We start from the raw sequence: 15,328 nt of genomic DNA on the forward strand, positions 1-15,328 counted from the left end.
AGCGGCATGAGCGTCAGCAAAACCGTGACTGCCACGCCCTGCCGGGCGTGGCTCGTGGACCGGCTCGGTCCGGTGGCGGCGATATCGCTCGCGCAACTGTTCGGCACGTCGCTCTGGTTCAGCGCCAACAGCGCCGCCGACGACCTCGTGCGAGCGTGGCACGCCAGCGCCGCCGACATCGGCTGGCTGACGAGCGCGGTGCAGTGCGGCTTCATTCTCGGCACGCTCGGCATGGCGCTGTCGGGAAGCGCGGACCGCTTTCGCGCCAGTTCCATCTTCCTCGTCAGCGCGCTGCTCGGCGCCGTGTTCAACGCCGCGTTCGCGTGGTTCGCGCATGGCGTCGCCGGTGGCGCGGCGTTGCGCTTCTGTGTGGGCGTGTGCCTCGCGGGTATCTATCCGATGGGGATGAAGCTGATCGTAAGCTGGGCGCCCGAGCGCACCGGTGCTGCGCTCGCGCAACTCGTGGCGATGCTCACGCTCGGCACCGCGCTGCCGCACGCGCTGCGCATGGCAGGCGCGGCGCTGCCGTGGCAGGAGGTGATCGTCGCGTCGTCGGTGCTGGCGGTGCTCGGGGCGATCGTCATCGGCGTGCTGGGCGACGGGCCGCATCTGAACGTGAAAGCGCGTTCGGCGGATGGCGCGCCGCCCGACGCGCCGGGTGTACTGAGTGCGTTCCGGTACAGCGCATTCCGCTCGGCGGCGTTCGGCTACTTCGGGCACATGTGGGAGCTTTACGCGTTCTGGACCGTCGTGCCGTTGTTTCTGGCGAAGGCCTCGGTCGCCTCCGCGTTGCATCTGAAAAGTGTGTACGGCCTGTCGTTTCTCGTCATCGGGACGGGCGCGCTCGGGTGCATCGCCGGCGGCGCGTTGTCGAGGCGCATCGGCAGCGCAAAGGTCGCGGCCGGCGCGCTCGCGATGTCCGGCGTCTGCGCGGTGATCTTCGCTGTCGGCTGGCGCGCGTTGCCGCCCGTCGCGCTGCTGATGCTGCTGGTCGCGTGGGGCGCGGCTGTCATCGCCGATTCGCCGCAGTTTTCGGCGTTGTCGGCGCAGGCGTGCCCGCGCGCGCTGGTGGGCGGTGCGTTGACCCTGCAGAACTCGATCGGCTTTGCGATCACCGTCGTGTCGATTCCGGCGACCACTGCGCTGTTCGAGCGCATCGGACTCGACGCCGCGTGGGTGCTCGTGCCGGGTCCGGTGCTCGGGCTGATCGGCTTCGCGCCTTTATTGATGCGGGCAGACAGGACACCGGACCGACCGGTACAATGAAGCGCATCGAGATCATCCCGCCGTCACCGACGTGACGGCAACCCGGCGGGAGCGGTCGAACCGGCAAGGAGAGCCATGGGAACGGTGGAACCACGCGGCGAAATCGGTCAGCGCGAACGCATTCTGAAGATCGCCGCCAGGCTGTTTGCGGAGAAGGGCTACCACGCCATCGGCATGACCGAGCTCGGCGAGGCGGTGCAGCTCGGCCGTGGCGCGCTGTATCACCACATCAGGAGCAAGGAAGACCTGCTCTACGATATCTCGCGCGAATACATCGCGGACCTCGCCGATTTCGCCGAACATACGGCACGTCCGGAGCCGGACCCGCGCAAGCGTATCAGGATGCTTGGCAAGGAACTGGTGCTGAAGATCGCGGCGAATCAGGCCGAGTTGACCGTGTGTTTCCGCGAGATTCATTCGCTCACCGAGCCGCGGCATTCGGAAGTGCTCGCGCTGCATCGCCAGTACGAGAAGGTGTGGCGCGACACGATGGTGGACGGCGCGGACCTGGGCGTTTTTCGTCCCTATGATCCGATCGTGCTCAAGGGCGTGCTCGGTATGTACTTCTACAGCTATCTCTGGATGCGCACGGACGGACGCCTGTCGCCACTGCATATAGCCGAACGCCTGAACGAACTTGCATTGAGGATGGTCGACCTCGACACATCCTCCGATCCAGTGAATTAACCGGCCCCTCGTTTGCGGGGGCGATCGTGCGCCGGCAACGACAATTTTCCGGCGACCTCATTCGATTGCTTTTCGTCCGGCACGCTGGCGCGCCTTTCCATGTTCAGCGTCATTTGTCGCGGTATCGCCTGCCTGATGCGAGCGGCCTTGCCGGGTGCTAACCCGAGCTAACTACCGCGGTCTTCGAGCAAGGCCTGGAGCACGCGCTGCTTCGAGCGTTCTATGTGCTCCATCATCTGCGTCACGGCCGCGTTTTCGTCGCGTGTCTTCACCACCTTCAGGAACTGCAGGTGCTCCTCCATCGCCGGCAGGATGCGCATGGGCCGTATGACGTGCGCATCGAGGCGAATGAGCCGAACGTGCAGGCTGTTGACCCGATAAAGCTCCGACAGGATCTCGTTGCCGATCGAGTCCACCATGAAATCGTGCAGGCCCCAGTCGATCGCCTGGGCGTCGCGATCGAGTTCCGCGTCCGGCGTGGCGGCGCGTGCCCGCTTGAGAATCGCCTGATGCTCGCGTTCGATGCGCGTGAGATCGGCGTCGCTCACGTTGCGCACGAAGTGGAGCACCGCCTCGCGCTCGATCATCGCGCGGATCTGGAACGCATTGCGCACCAGCTTCAGATCGACATGTGCCACCTGCAGTCCACGCTTGGGCACAGTCCGGATCAGTCGCGCGGCTTCGAGCCGCGGAATCATTTCGCGCACCGCTGCCAGCGGCAGGCCCAACAGTTCCGTCAATTCTCGCTGCGACACGAACTGTCCCGGCTTCAGCCCGGCGTTCATGATCTGCTGGCGGAATCCTTCATAGGCCATATCGCGTTGCGCGAGAGTGGGAGAGCGCGGCTCGATGGCTACCATTGTTTCGGATGCTCCATTTTTTCATTCAGCCAAGGATAAACGATGAGCGTGTTTTGATGTCGCGTAACCGCGCGCTCACATCGTACGTATTTTCACTAATACCGAGGTAACATGTTACAGATATCATTCTAACCTGTGACGGATGCAATCAAGTCCGCATCGCACTGATCGGCCGGGGTCAATCATGCATTCAGCTGCCGGCCGTCGATCCTCTCAACTTCTCGATCCAGACCCGACTCATGAGCCTCGACCTCACCGGCATCATCCCTCCCGTCGTTACACCGTTCACCGCAGACGGTGAAATCGACGAGCAGGCGTTTCGCAACGTCGTTCAGTTCAACATTCGCAAGAAGGTGCACGGCCTGTGCGTGGGCGGCAGCAGCGGCGAGGGCCACACGCTGAGCCAGCAGGAGCTGGCGCGCTTGACCGAGATCTGTGTCGAGGAAGCGGACGGCCGTGTTCCGGTCATGGTCGGCATCATCGCCAACAGCACGCGCGATGCGATTTCCCGCGCGAAAGCCGTCGAGCATCTGCCGGTCAAGGCATTGCAGGTCACGCCGGTGCACTACGTGTTCAAGCCGGACGAACAGGCCACTTTCGAGCACTTCAAGGCGCTCACCAGCGCGGTCGATATTCCCGTCGTGATCTACAACGTCGTGCCGTGGAACTACCTGTCGCCGGCGTTGCTCATCCGCCTCCTGAACGAGTTGCCGGGCGTGCAGGGCGTCAAGCAGAGCGCCGGCGACCTCAAACTGATGGCCGATCTGCTCATCGGCGCGCCGAAGCATGCGCGCGTCTACACGGCGGTTGATGCATTGCTGTATCCGTCGTTCGCGCTTGGCGCGCACGGCACGATCGCGGCGAACCCGGCCGCGGTGCCCGGCGTCTGCGTGTCGCTGTGGAATGCCGTGAAGAGCGGCGACCATGAGCGCGCGCGCACCATCCATGAAACGTTGCTGCGTTTCTGGAACGCAATCTCCGCCGACAATCTGCCCGCGAACATCAAGACCGCGTTGACCTTGCAGGGTTGCGACGCCGGCCTGCCGCGCATGCCGATGCCGCGCACGACTGAAGTGCAGCTCGTCAACATCAAGCGCGAACTCGACGCCGTTTTGCGCTTCGACGCGTAACGAACAGAACGGGTTTTGCGGTGCGCACGCGAGGCCTCCGGCCGCGCGAGTGCGGGCGCGCGAATGCTGCGAAAGTGGCATGCGTGCCCGCGCCATCGCCCGAGACAAAAGTAACGAGGAGACACATGACACAACAAGCGGAGTCGTTGAATTCGCGCTCTTCCGGGACCGCGAACCGCGTCGCGGATCGCAGCACGCGCCGCGAATACGCGAAGGTCGCGTTCGCCAGCGCAATCGGCACCATGGTGGAGTATTACGACTTCACCCTTTATGCGACGGCCACAGCGATCGTCTTCAACAGGATTTTCTTTCCGTCCGATAACGCGCTGATCAGCACGATCGCAGCATTCGCCACATTTTTCATCGGCTATTGCGCGCGACCGCTCGGCGGCATTCTGTTCGGGCATTTCGGCGATCGCGTCGGGCGCAGGAATATGCTGCTTCTGACCGTGCTCATCATGGGCATTGGCACTTTCCTGATCGGTCTGATGCCGACCTACGCGCAGATCGGTGTTTGGGCGCCGGTCCTGCTGCTCGTGCTCCGCTTGCTGCAAGGTATCGGCATCGGCGGCGAGTACGGCGGCGGCATGGTCATGGCGATCGAGCATGCGCCGCCGCGCATGCGGGCGTTCTGTAGTTCGGTCGTGCATATCGGTTTGCCGGCGGGCTTCCTGCTGCCCATCGCGCTGATGGGCGGCCTCTCCGCCGCGCTGACCGATGAGCAGTTCCTGAGCTGGGGATGGCGCCTGCCGTTCATCGGCAGCATCGTGCTGGTCGGTCTCGGGCTCTTCATTCGATTCCGTATCGACGAATCGCCGGACTTCGAAGCCGCCGCGCGCGAGAAAGCGCCACCGAAACTGCCCCTCGCCGAAGCGCTGCGCGAACATTGGCTGCGCATCCTGCTCGGCATCGGCGCGAAGATTGCCGAGAGCGGCCTGTTCAACATCTACGCGGTCTTCGCGATCACGTATGCGGTGACGGTGCATCACCTGCCGAAGTCGCTCGTGCTCAACGGGATTCTGGTGGGATGTCTGGTCGAGTGCGTGACGCTGCCCATCTTCGGCTGGTGCGCGGACAAGTTCGGCCGCAAGCCTGTGTACGTGGGCGGCGCGCTGTTGCAGGCTGTCTTCGCGGCGCCGTTCTTCTGGATGATGGACGCAGCCACGGCGCCGTCCATATGGATCGCCGTGTCGATCGGTCTGGGGCTGGGTCACGGGGCGATGTTCGGCGCGCAGGGCGCGTTCTTCTCGGAGCTGTTCCCGGCGCGCGTGCGCTACACGAGCTTGTCTCTCGTGCAGCAGATCGGCCCGATTCTCGGCGGCGGTCTCTCGCCGCTCGTCGCGACAGCCTTGCTGATGCAGTTCAATTCCTACTGGCCGATTGCGGCGTATATGGCGGCGATCGCAGTGCTTTCCGCCCTGTGCGCGCTGGCGCTGCCGGAAACGAAGCCGGCCGCCGAATGCCGTTGATGCCTGGGGCTTCATCGCCCGGGTTTCCATAAGATCGATTACGTAACAAGGACGCTGTCGCGCGCGACGGCGGCGTCCTTCTTCGTCTGGAGCAAACGTGAAGAAGATATTGAACGAACCGAATGACTACGTCGATGAAATGCTCGACGGTCTATGTGCCGCTCATCCGGATGTCTACCAGCGCCCGGACGACGCACCACGCGTGGTCGTGCGCGCGGGTGGCGCGATAAGAGGCAAGGTCGGCATCGTGACGGGCGGCGGCTCGGGCCATCTGCCGGTGTTCCATGGCTACATCGGGCAAGGCTTGCTCGATGCGGCGGCCGTGGGAAACGTGTTCGCGGGGCCGCGGGTCAACGATTGCCTCGTGGCGATGCGCGCTGCGGATGGCGGCGCAGGCGTGCTGCAACTCTACGGCAACTATGGCGGCGACCGGATGAACTTCGAGATGGCGAAGGAGTTCGCCGAACTCGGAGGCATGACGGTGGCGTCGGTGCGGATTGCGGACGATGTCGCGAGCGCGTCGCCGGAGGAAAAGGAGAAGCGCCGCGGCGTGGCCGGTCTCGTCTATGCCTTCAAGCTGGCCGGCGCGAAAGCGGAAGAGGGTGCACCGCTTGCCGAAGTCGCAAGCGTTGCCGAGCGCGCCGCCAATGCTTGCCGGTCGATCGGGATAGCGCTGGCGCCGTGTGTCGTGCCAGAGGTGGGGCGCGCGTCGTTCGAGATCGCCAACGATGAAATGGAGTTCGGCATGGGCATTCACGGCGAGCCCGGCATCTGGCGCGGCAAGCTCAAGCGTGCGGACGAACTCGCCAACGAGATGCTCGAACGGCTGCTCGCCGACATGTCGCTCACGCGAGGCGAGCGGGTCTCCGTGCTGGTGAACAGCCTGGGCGCGACGCCGCTCGAGGAACTCTACATCCTGTATCGCTCCGTGCGTGCGGCGCTGAGCGAGAAGGGGATCGATGTAGAGACGCCGCTGGTCGGACGTTATGCGACGTCAATGGAAATGACAGGGGCGTCGTTGACACTCATGCCGCTCGACGACGAGTCCGCGCGTCTTCTTGCGGCTCCTGCGAACTGCCCCTTCTGGAACGCGCGATGACGATCAATGCAACAGAACTGAAGAATGCAATCGCGCGCGCGTGTGGCGGACTACATGCCGCCGCGCCGCAACTCAATGCTCTCGACGGACTGCTCGGCGACGGCGACCTCGGCGCCACGCTGGACAAGTGTGCGACCGAAGTCGAGGCCGCTTTGCCTCTCATGAGTGACACGCTGAGCGACGTTTTTAGTCGCGCCGCGCTTGGCTGCGCGAACGCTTCAGGGTCGAGCTTCGGCACGCTGCTCGCGCAGGCGCTGCTTACCGCGGCGAAGCAGAGCGAGCAGACTACTGAACTCACGCGTGAGAATGTGATTGCCATCATTCGGCGCGTAACCGATGTGCTGTCCGCAAGAGGCGGCGCCAGGCTGGGCGACAAGACGGTGCTGGACACGCTGAATGCGGTGGGGGATGCGCTTGAAGCGCTCGAAGTCGGAACGGCGTCCGATGCCTGGAAGCGTGTCGCGTGCGGAGCGATCGAAGAGACACTCAGCGCGTTTCGCGGCCGTCCGAATCGCATTGGACGCGCGCGAATGTTCGCGGAGCGCTCGGTGGGGCAGGACGATCCGGGGATGGTCGCGCTGCTGCGTATGGCGCAGAGCCTTTGACGCTCGCTCGGGTATGAACGTCTCAAACCGCTCCAGGCGACAGGCGCACCTCAATTCGGCTCGCTGAGGAATCAGCCGGAGCGAGCCTTCTCCAGATTCAAGTTCCCTGAATCGCACGAGTTGCGAGGAGAGCGTTCGACTCAGAAAGCGCGCGAATGAACGATCCCGACAGATGTAGCACAGGCAATCGTTTCGATTTCTCTGAATCGATAATAAATAGTATGACTAAGGAAAAAAATAATGAAAAAATTGGCTTCGGTAGCGGTATTGAGCGTCTTGGGCGCGAGCGCCTCGCAGGCTATGGCGCAAGGTTCAGTCACATTGTATGGCCTGGTCGACGCAGGCCTAAGTTACGTCAGCAATCTGAATGGCGCGCATGCGTGGCAGGCGACGACCGGCAAGGCCAGCGGCTCGCGATTCGGGCTTCGTGGCACTGAAGATCTGGGCGGCGGTCTGAGCGCAGTCTTCACGCTGGAAAATGGATTCGGTGCGACGAACGGCACGTTGGGTCAGGCGGGTCGTCTGTTCGGCCGGCAAGCGTTCGTGGGCCTCAGTTCGAACAGGATCGGCACGCTCACTGTCGGACGGCAATACGACGCAATCGCGGATCTGGTGGCGCCGCTTTTCGGACCGGGCTTCTGGTCGACATCGGCTCACATCGGCGACAACGACAATCTCAACCAGTTCTTTCGCCTGAACAACACGGTCAAATTCCGTTCGATCAATTTTTATGGCGTCTCCGTCGACGGCGTTTATTCACTCAGCAATCAGGCCGCAGGAAACGAAGGGACCGGATTCGGCAATAACCGCGCGTGGGCGCTGTCTGCGAACTACGTGAACGGTCCGTTTTCCATCGGTGCGGGGTATCTTCAGCTCGATCATCCGAACGCAGTCTCCAATACCGGCGGAGCGGTTGGCGGCGCGTCGACCAGCAACGGCGACGACTACAGCTCGGTCTTCTTCTATGGAATGGATGGCGGTGTCCGGCGTCAGCGCATCTTCGCTGCTGGCACCAGCTATGTCTTCGGCAGTGTCACCGCTGGTTTCGGCTATAGCCTGTCGGACATCCAATACAACGACGGCGCAAGGCGGCGCCTCAACAACTACGAAGCGAACCTGCGCTATCAGCTGACACCGGCTGTCCAGCTCATCGGGGTCTACGCATTCACGGATGGTCACGCGACCAATCTTCCCGGCGCTTCCTCGGATAGCCTGCATCCGAAATGGCATCAATTCACGCTGGGCGCTGATTACCTCCTGAGCAAGCGCACCGATATCTATGTGTCCGCGGTGTATCAGAAGGCGGTCGGCGATGCCTCGACGCTCATCAATGGCGAATATCGGACGGTCGCCAGCATCGTGTATGCGGGCACATCTTCGTCGGCCAGTCAGATCGCGGTGTTTACGGGGATCCGGCATCGATTCTGAGTCGCAGCGCAGTTGGCGTGGGCCCGCTTCGCGATGCACCGTGACGGTTTCGAGCGTCGCCTGGCGGCCCGTCGCATCTTCTTACTGGACATCATTCCGGCAGCGCGCCGACGAGTTCGTCCACCGTTGCTGGCATGAACAAAGTGTCGTTGATCAGTTGGATTGCGCCGATCAGGCTCGCTTCCCGGTCCAGGCTGCTGTTGATGATCTGCACCTTGCAGTTGGCAAGCGGTAGCGAGCGCCGGTAGACTGATCTGGCATTGCGCTCACGATGGTCGGTCTGGACGTCACGAGCCCGGCGAAACAGACCGTGCTGGACGACCCGCCGGCGATCACGGTCTGCGCGGCCCCATCACGTTCGAGAGTTTCTTCCCGGCAGTGGTCGCGCAAGGCTTATCTGCCGACCTGGCCGTGTGGCGTAACCTGTGGGACGATGGCATGGATCTGGCGCGCCAGGCGAGCAGCTTTGTCGCCACGCACGCGAAAGCCGCGGCGATGCGCGCCGCAACCACGAATGACCAATGACAGGGTGCTGTGCATGACGATCGAATCCCATCTCCAACGCATCCGCAAGAAGATCGCTGGCGGTGCGCGCGTAATCATTGGGTTGACGGGTGCGCCAGGCGCAGGCAAGTCGACGCTCGCGCAGGCGCTGCTCGAGCGCCTTGCGGGCCAGGCGGTCGTCGTTCCGATGGACGGCTTTCATCTCGCGAACGTCGAGCTGGCCCGGCTCGGCAGAGCGGACCGGAAGGGCGCGGAAGATACCTTCGACAGCGCGGGCTATGTCGCGCTCCTGCGCCGCCTGCGCGCGCCGCACGCGGACGAGATCGTCTACGCGCCGCTGTTCCGGCGCGAGATCGAGGAGCCCATCGCCAATGCGATTCCGGTGCTGCCCGGCACGCCGGTGATTATCACCGAGGGCAATTATCTGCTGCTCGACCAGGGTCATTGGCGGTATGTGCGCGAGCTGCTCGACGAGATCTGGTTCGTCGATATCGACAGCGAGCTGCGTCGTGAGCGGCTGGTTGCACGGCATATGGAATTCGGCCGGTCCGCCCGGGCGGCGGCCGAGTGGGTCGAACGCACGGACGAGCCGAACGCACGGTTGATCGAGTCGACGCGCGTTCGAGCGGATTATGTGATCAGCATTGGGGCGAGCTGACGGACACAGGTTTACGGTCTCGTCGAAGTCCGGCGAGACGATTGCTTCAAACTGCCATCGGGCAGCTCGTGCCGGCGAGGGAAACGGAAGCTCAATGGCGGCACGATATCCTGCTGCGCAGCTATCCCGCAACGCCCACGTCCTAAGCCTGTCCTGAATCAGCGTCCTTCCCACCGGAAAATATAAGATTTTTCCGAGTCTATTTATTCTTGCCGCGTCATACAATCCGTGCGCACGTTGGACTGGAGAAATATCTGACGACGGTTTTGTCCGTTTCCAGGTGGTGTGACAAGGCGTTGTTTTTTGTAGATGTGTGCGTGCCCGGGGCTTGGCATGCAAAGGGATTTGCCAGCATAGCCATGGAGTACAAGTGAGGAAAATAAGAGTGGGTATTGCCGACGATCATCCGTTTATTCTGCTGGGTGTCGAGCATATCCTTCAGTCCTGTACGGACATCGAGACCTGTTTCAAGAGCGAAAGCATCGGCCAGTTGCTCGATCTGCTGGTGGAAGTACCGGTGGAGGTCCTCTTGTGCGACTACGAGTTCGAGGGCGATTCCTATGCCGATGGCCTGAACCTGCTCGACCGGATCCAGCGCGTCTCTCCTGCCACGCAGGTTGTGTTTCTGAGTTCGCATTGTTCCACGTATATCGTTTCCGCAGCCCTCAATTCCGGTGCGGCGGGCTTCATCGGCAAGGGACGCGAAGGTTTCGTCAATCTCGCCACTGCTGTTCGTACCGTGAGAAACGGGAGCATCTATCTGCCCGACTCCCTCGCGAACAGGATCCTGTTTACCGCCGGCCGCACGACGGAGACCAGTTCCTCTCGGAGTGCATTGTCTGAAAAAGAGGCGACGGTCGTAAGAATGATCTGCGATGGGATGTCGATCAGTGCGATTGCTAAACGGCTCAAACGCAGCCCGAAGACAGTTAGCAATCAGAAGAATGCCGGTATGAAGAAGCTTGGTGCAAAAAACGATATCGAGCTTGTTACAATCATGCGCGAGTGGAATTGATCGCGGCCCTCGTCCGTCTTTCCTCGTGGCATTAATAGTTCTCTCTTCCCTCTCCCCCTTTCAGAATTTTTGACCTGACTGTTGATGCAGTGAGGTGCACAGGCGCGCTTTTTTCTTAGTCAGGCTCAAGCAGATCTTCATTTTGGGCGACGGCCTATTAACAGCGATCCGTCCCGATGACATCATTCCTCTACCTTGATGATCGCTGGATGCGCCGGCTTTACAAGGATCTGTAGTCTGAAATCACAACAGGAAGAGGATTCAATCTGATGAAAAAGCAAGTCACGCAACTGATGATTGCACTGATGGGCCTGTCTGCCGCGTCGATGGTTTTTGCGCAAGCAGCACCGGGTACGGGACGGGTAACGTTCAATGGTCAACTGACCGACGACACCTGTGTGATCAATGCTGGCGACGAAGACCAGACGGTCACGCTGGACACGCTTTCTTCGCAATCGCTGGCTGTCGCCGGGCAAGTCGCTGGTTCGAGGATGTTCGACATTTCGGTTTCGCAGTGCCCATCGACGCTGAGCAACGTCGCTGCGCATTTCGAGACAACGAATATGAACCCGAGTACTCGCAATGCGATCAACCAGGCTAGCGCTTCGCCGGCTCAAAACGTGGAAGTGCAATTGCTTGACAGCAATGGCACGACGCCGATTCTGCTCGGCAGCACGGGTACGTTCGTGCCTATCGACGCCACGGCCGGCACCGCGAAGATGAGCTACGGCGGCCAGTACTATGCAACGGGCAAGAGCACGGCCGGTAATGTGACGGCAATCGTTCGTTATACGTTGGCATACCAGTAAGCCAGTCAAAGCTGAATGACATCGGGTTGCTTTTCCATTTCGAAGGCAGCCCGGGTCGACGTTTCGGCTATTCGGTCGCTGGAGGAGCGTATGCGTTCTATGAAGTTTCGTTTCCTGACGGTTGTCGCAGCCGCCTGTAGTGCAGTGACGTTTGCTGCGCAGGCTGCTATCACGATTACCGGTACACGAGTCATCTATCCGGCTCAAAACCGCGAGGTCAATGTTCGACTGAACAACGTCGACAGTCGCCCAGTCCTGGTTCAGGCCTGGCTTGACGACGGCGATGCCGCGGCCGCCCCGAATGAAATCAAGGTGCCATTTGCGCTGCTGCCATCGGTATTTCGGGTCGAGCCTCATAGGGGGCAGGCTTTGCGCATCATGTTCACGGGTGGCGACATGCCGAAAGACCGTGAGTCGGTTTATTGGCTGAACGTGCTGGAAATTCCGCCCAAGCCTAAGGACTCGGATAGTCGCAACATGATCCAGCTCGCGTTCCGCACCCGCATCAAGATGTTCTACCGGCCGGCATCGTTGCTCGACGATCCGACGGCGGGGCGTGCACTACTCAAATGGCATGTCGATTCGGGTGACAAGGGCGAGCGCGTTATCCGGCTGGACAACCCTTCGCCTTACTACATCTCTATCGGCAAAGTCGATGTGACGGCGGGAAATAAAACAGTTTCCCTGCGGCCTGACATGGCTCCGCCGTTTGGGCACGTCGATTTCGTGCCGCAGGCGGGAAAGCTCGATATCAAGGTTCCTGCAACGGTTTCCTACACGGTTCTGAACGACTTCGGCACAGAGATCAAGGATTCGGCAGAACTTGAAGATGCGCAGAAAGTAGAAGTGCAGAAAAACCAATAATCGGATTACGGAATGTCGGGTGTGCGGAATAACAAGACGGCGGTGGGATCGGAGCTCGGTGGCGTCCCTTTTAGATGTCATCCGCTCGCTTGGGCGGCAATCGTGGCGTCAGGGTGTTGGGCATTTTCTGCGAATTCCGCGCATGCCGCTTGCGTGACGGACCAATCAGGAGCAGGAGTGTCCGGTGATTGTACGGCGCCCGAGTTGCCGCAGCAGGCCGCGACCACCAGCACGGAACCTGCGCCTGCGGTGGGGACAGCCATAGCGCCGACTCCTGATGCGGCGCCAGTGGAGCCTCCACAGGAGGTCGAGTTCAACCCGGCGTTCTTCAGTGGCAATGTTGCCGATCTGTCGCGCTATACGCGGGGTAACCCCGTCGCTCCCGGACTCTATCCGCTTGAACTCTTCGTTAACGGCCACAAGAGTGGACGTTTCGACGTCCAGTTTCAGGCGGTGCCGGGTTCGGATATTGCCGTGCCATGCTTCACGATGGCTAATCTCGACCGGATAGGGGTGGATACCAGCCGCCTGCTCGAGCGCCTCAAGGAAGCAGGCAAGGCTGACTCTGGTGACACGGAATCTGCATCACTGTGCATGCCGCTGTCGGAAACTGTGCCCGGTTCAGTCGCGTCGTTCAATACCGCGGACCTGCAACTCGATCTCTCGATTCCGCAAATCGAAATGCGCAAGGAGGCCATTGGCTATGTCGACCCTTCCCGGTGGGACGACGGCATCAATGCGGGCTTTCTGCAGTACAGTCTCGCGAGCTACACCAGTCACCAGAACAATAGCGGCACCGATCTGAACAGTGCCTATCTCGGCTTGCAGAGCGGGATCAATATTGACGGCTGGCGTTTGCGCCAGTGGTCCACGGCAAGCTGGCAGAACCGCTCGTCGGGCATGCACTGGCAAAGTGTCGCGTTGTTCGCACAGCACGACATTACGGCGCTTAAGAGCCAGTTGACGATTGGTGACAGTTCGACGAGCGGCGACGTCTTCGATTCGTTCAACGTGCGCGGCGTGCAGCTTTCGAGCGACGACCGCATGTTGCCGGATTCGATGCGCTCTTACGCACCGGTAGTGCGCGGCGTGGCTGATACGAATGCGCGGGTCACCGTACGCCAGAACAACATCATCGTGAGCGAGACCAGCGTGCCTCCCGGGCCGTTCGAATTGAGCGACCTGCCGGCCACCGGCTACGGCGGCGATTTTCAGGTCACCATAACGGAATCCGACGGCCGTCAGCGGACCTTTCTCGTGCCGTTCGCTTCCGTGCCACAGTTGTTGCGGCCTGGCGTGTCGCGTTTCAACGTGACGGCCGGTGTCTATCGCGATACTGTGCTCGATGCTCATCCCTGGGTGGCGCAGGCGGTTTATCAACGAGGTATCACGAACCTGTTGACCGGCTATGCCGGCGGTCAGCTTTCCGAAGCGTACTGGGCGGGTCTCGTCGGTGTGGCGCTCAATACGCCGCTTGGTGCGGTGGCCTTCGATGTAACCACGGCGGGCGTCAATATTCCGGGTGTGTCGAGCGGTCGTCCGGGCTATAGTGCGCGAATCAGCTACAGCAAACTCGTTCCTGGTCCGAACACGAACTTTTCAGTTGCGGCGTATCGCTATTCGACGGCGCGCTTTTACAGCTTGCGGGACGCGGTCTACGCGCGCCATGGCAACGAGGACATCGCGGCTTTGTACGACTACCGTACGCGCAGCCGTCTGCAATTGAATATCAACCAGCCGATCGGTCAATCGAGTTCGTTCTATATCTCCGGAAGTTCGCAGAACTACTGGGGTAGCGCGAAGGGATACGATCTGCAGTATCAGGTCGGTTTCAACAGTTCGTACAAGCGCGTTTCCTATTCGGTGTATGCGCAACGCACGCGCCTGCAGAACTCGCAGATCAGCACGCAGGTCGGCGTGAACCTCACCATTCCGCTGGGCCGTGCCGATTCGAATGAACACCATATGTTCGATTACCTGACCACCAACCTGTCGGGTGGTTCAGGTGGTGACAGCACGCTTCAGGCTGCGGCTACGGGTAACACGACCAGCGCCACACCGGTTAACTACGGCGTCAACGCGTCGCGAATCGTCTCCAGCGACAACCGCGCCGTTTCCGCGGGCGGCTACGCGATGTACCGCGCGCCGTTCGGCACCTACAGCGGCAATGCGTCGATCGGCAATCAGACGCGTCAGGCCGCATTCAATGCCGACGGCGCGGTGGTCGTGCACAGCGGCGGCGTGACATTGAGTCCGCCGCTGGGTCAGGCGTTCGCGCTCGTCGAGGCGCAAGGTGCAAAGGGCGGTCGGATCGTCAACGGCCAAGGCGCACGCATCGACAGCAACGGTTATGCGGTGGTGTCTTCGTTGATGCCTTACCGTGTCAACACAGTGGCGCTCGACCCGAGCGACGTGCCGCTCGACGTCGAACTCGGCAACACGAGTGAAGAGGTGGTACCGCGTGCCAATTCGCTGGTGAAGGTGAAGATCACGACGACGCAGGGCACACCTATTTTCGCCGAGGTCGAGGACCAGCAAGGCAAAGCTTTGCCCATGGGCACGGAGTTGTTCGACGAAACCGAGAAATCGGTGGGCATTGTCGGCCAGGGCGGCCTCGCCTATCTGCGTGGCCTCGAAGGCCAAGGCAAGCTGCGCGTGCGCTGGGGCGCCAGCTCGGCCGACGAGTGCGTGATGGCCTACACGATGCCGGACGACAAGGTGGACAGCAGCCAGCCAACGGGAATCGTCGCGCGTATCAAACTGAACTGCGATCCTGCTTTGGTGTGGGCTCCTCCAGCGAAGAGCGCTGTAAATCCCTCGTCGGGTGCAGATCTTGCCAATTCTCTTCACTGATTCGCGAGCCATGGCGCAGAGGGAGCAGAAACCTGCTTCAGTGCTATGGCCCCGATGATTGCGCCGACAGTGGGGGTCGGG

General features: G+C 61.4%; 14 protein-coding genes. 12 read left to right on the forward strand and 2 right to left on the reverse strand.

Annotation, left to right across the window (positions count from 1 at the left end; all coding sequences use genetic code 11):
• The first annotated feature begins 6 nt into the window (after positions 1-6).
• Both B9Z01_RS20520 and B9Z01_RS20525 read left to right on the forward strand, forming a co-directional pair.
• The gene (locus B9Z01_RS20520) at positions 7-1,266 is read left to right on the forward strand and encodes an MFS transporter (RefSeq protein ID WP_085486362.1); all 1,260 of its coding nucleotides are present in this window, start codon (positions 7-9) and stop codon (positions 1,264-1,266) included.
• A 75-nt stretch (positions 1,267-1,341) separates the two neighbouring features.
• A complete protein-coding gene (locus B9Z01_RS20525; protein ID WP_085486364.1) occupies positions 1,342-1,953 on the forward strand; it encodes a TetR/AcrR family transcriptional regulator in 612 nt (203 codons plus the stop codon).
• A gap of 167 nt (positions 1,954-2,120) precedes the next feature.
• Here the strand turns inward: B9Z01_RS20525 and B9Z01_RS20530 are convergent, their stop codons facing one another.
• The gene (locus tag B9Z01_RS20530) at positions 2,121-2,813 is read right to left on the reverse strand and encodes a GntR family transcriptional regulator (RefSeq protein ID WP_085486366.1); all 693 of its coding nucleotides are present in this window, start codon (positions 2,811-2,813) and stop codon (positions 2,121-2,123) included.
• Positions 2,814-3,052: 239 nt separating this feature from the next.
• On the opposite strand from B9Z01_RS20530, the gene B9Z01_RS20535 reads away from it, so the two are divergent.
• The 5 genes from B9Z01_RS20535 to B9Z01_RS20555 all read left to right on the forward strand — a co-directional run bounded on the left by B9Z01_RS20535 (position 3,053) and on the right by B9Z01_RS20555 (position 8,544).
• A complete protein-coding gene (locus B9Z01_RS20535) occupies positions 3,053-3,943 on the forward strand; it encodes a dihydrodipicolinate synthase family protein (RefSeq protein WP_085486368.1) in 891 nt (296 codons plus the stop codon).
• A gap of 125 nt (positions 3,944-4,068) precedes the next feature.
• Positions 4,069-5,412, forward strand: a complete 1,344-nt coding sequence (locus B9Z01_RS20540; protein ID WP_085486370.1) for an MFS transporter — start codon at positions 4,069-4,071, stop codon at positions 5,410-5,412.
• Between the two features lie 97 nt (positions 5,413-5,509).
• Complete coding sequence (locus B9Z01_RS20545; protein WP_085486372.1) at positions 5,510-6,511, forward strand: dihydroxyacetone kinase subunit DhaK; 1,002 nt, start codon at positions 5,510-5,512, stop codon at positions 6,509-6,511.
• On the forward strand, positions 6,508-7,116 hold the full coding sequence (locus tag B9Z01_RS20550; RefSeq protein ID WP_085486374.1) for a DAK2 domain-containing protein: 609 nt from the start codon (positions 6,508-6,510) through the stop codon (positions 7,114-7,116). Before B9Z01_RS20545 ends, B9Z01_RS20550 begins: the two co-directional genes overlap by 4 nt.
• Positions 7,117-7,356: 240 nt before the next feature.
• Entirely contained in the window at positions 7,357-8,544 is a 1,188-nt protein-coding gene (locus B9Z01_RS20555; RefSeq protein WP_085486376.1) for a porin, read from the forward strand.
• Between the two features lie 91 nt (positions 8,545-8,635).
• On the opposite strand, the gene B9Z01_RS36665 is transcribed toward B9Z01_RS20555, so the two are convergent.
• Positions 8,636-8,758 (reverse strand): hypothetical protein, encoded by a 123-nt coding sequence (locus B9Z01_RS36665; RefSeq protein WP_275937509.1) that lies wholly within the window; start codon positions 8,756-8,758, stop codon positions 8,636-8,638.
• Between the two features lie 324 nt (positions 8,759-9,082).
• Here B9Z01_RS36665 and B9Z01_RS20560 point away from each other — a divergent pair, with 324 nt between their 5' ends.
• From B9Z01_RS20560 to B9Z01_RS20580, 5 genes are all read left to right on the forward strand, one after another.
• The gene (locus tag B9Z01_RS20560; RefSeq protein WP_085486378.1) at positions 9,083-9,706 is read left to right on the forward strand and encodes a nucleoside/nucleotide kinase family protein; all 624 of its coding nucleotides are present in this window, start codon (positions 9,083-9,085) and stop codon (positions 9,704-9,706) included.
• 370 nt (positions 9,707-10,076) lie between these two features.
• Positions 10,077-10,721, forward strand: coding sequence for a response regulator (locus B9Z01_RS20565; RefSeq protein WP_085486380.1), 645 nt, complete (start codon positions 10,077-10,079; stop codon positions 10,719-10,721).
• A 269-nt stretch (positions 10,722-10,990) separates the two neighbouring features.
• Positions 10,991-11,530, forward strand: coding sequence for a fimbrial protein (locus B9Z01_RS20570; protein WP_085486382.1), 540 nt, complete (start codon positions 10,991-10,993; stop codon positions 11,528-11,530).
• Between the two features lie 90 nt (positions 11,531-11,620).
• Positions 11,621-12,394: a fimbria/pilus periplasmic chaperone gene (locus B9Z01_RS20575; protein ID WP_085486384.1), complete on the forward strand. Its 774-nt coding sequence runs from the start codon at positions 11,621-11,623 to the stop codon at positions 12,392-12,394.
• A gap of 12 nt (positions 12,395-12,406) precedes the next feature.
• Positions 12,407-15,247 (forward strand): fimbria/pilus outer membrane usher protein, encoded by a 2,841-nt coding sequence (locus tag B9Z01_RS20580; RefSeq protein ID WP_085486386.1) that lies wholly within the window; start codon positions 12,407-12,409, stop codon positions 15,245-15,247.
• Positions 15,248-15,328 lie beyond the last annotated feature (81 nt).

The sequence above is a fragment of the Paraburkholderia susongensis genome, from assembly GCF_900177725.1.
Taxonomy (GTDB): domain Bacteria; phylum Pseudomonadota; class Gammaproteobacteria; order Burkholderiales; family Burkholderiaceae; genus Paraburkholderia; species Paraburkholderia susongensis.

Bases quoted from the DNA above. Each gene is read 5' to 3' on its own strand.
- B9Z01_RS20520 (WP_085486362.1), top strand. From the start codon at position 7: ATGAGCGTCAGCAAAACCGTGACTGCCACGCCCTGCCGGGCGTGGCTC.
- B9Z01_RS20525 (WP_085486364.1), top strand. From the start codon at position 1,342: ATGGGAACGGTGGAACCACGCGGCGAAATCGGTCAGCGCGAACGCATT.
- B9Z01_RS20530 (WP_085486366.1), bottom strand. From the start codon at position 2,813: ATGGTAGCCATCGAGCCGCGCTCTCCCACTCTCGCGCAACGCGATATG.
- B9Z01_RS20535 (WP_085486368.1), top strand. From the start codon at position 3,053: ATGAGCCTCGACCTCACCGGCATCATCCCTCCCGTCGTTACACCGTTC.
- B9Z01_RS20540 (WP_085486370.1), top strand. From the start codon at position 4,069: ATGACACAACAAGCGGAGTCGTTGAATTCGCGCTCTTCCGGGACCGCG.
- B9Z01_RS20550 (WP_085486374.1), top strand. From the start codon at position 6,508: ATGACGATCAATGCAACAGAACTGAAGAATGCAATCGCGCGCGCGTGT.
- B9Z01_RS20555 (WP_085486376.1), top strand. From the start codon at position 7,357: ATGAAAAAATTGGCTTCGGTAGCGGTATTGAGCGTCTTGGGCGCGAGC.
- B9Z01_RS20560 (WP_085486378.1), top strand. From the start codon at position 9,083: ATGACGATCGAATCCCATCTCCAACGCATCCGCAAGAAGATCGCTGGC.
- B9Z01_RS20570 (WP_085486382.1), top strand. From the start codon at position 10,991: ATGAAAAAGCAAGTCACGCAACTGATGATTGCACTGATGGGCCTGTCT.
- B9Z01_RS20575 (WP_085486384.1), top strand. From the start codon at position 11,621: ATGCGTTCTATGAAGTTTCGTTTCCTGACGGTTGTCGCAGCCGCCTGT.
- B9Z01_RS20580 (WP_085486386.1), top strand. From the start codon at position 12,407: ATGTCGGGTGTGCGGAATAACAAGACGGCGGTGGGATCGGAGCTCGGT.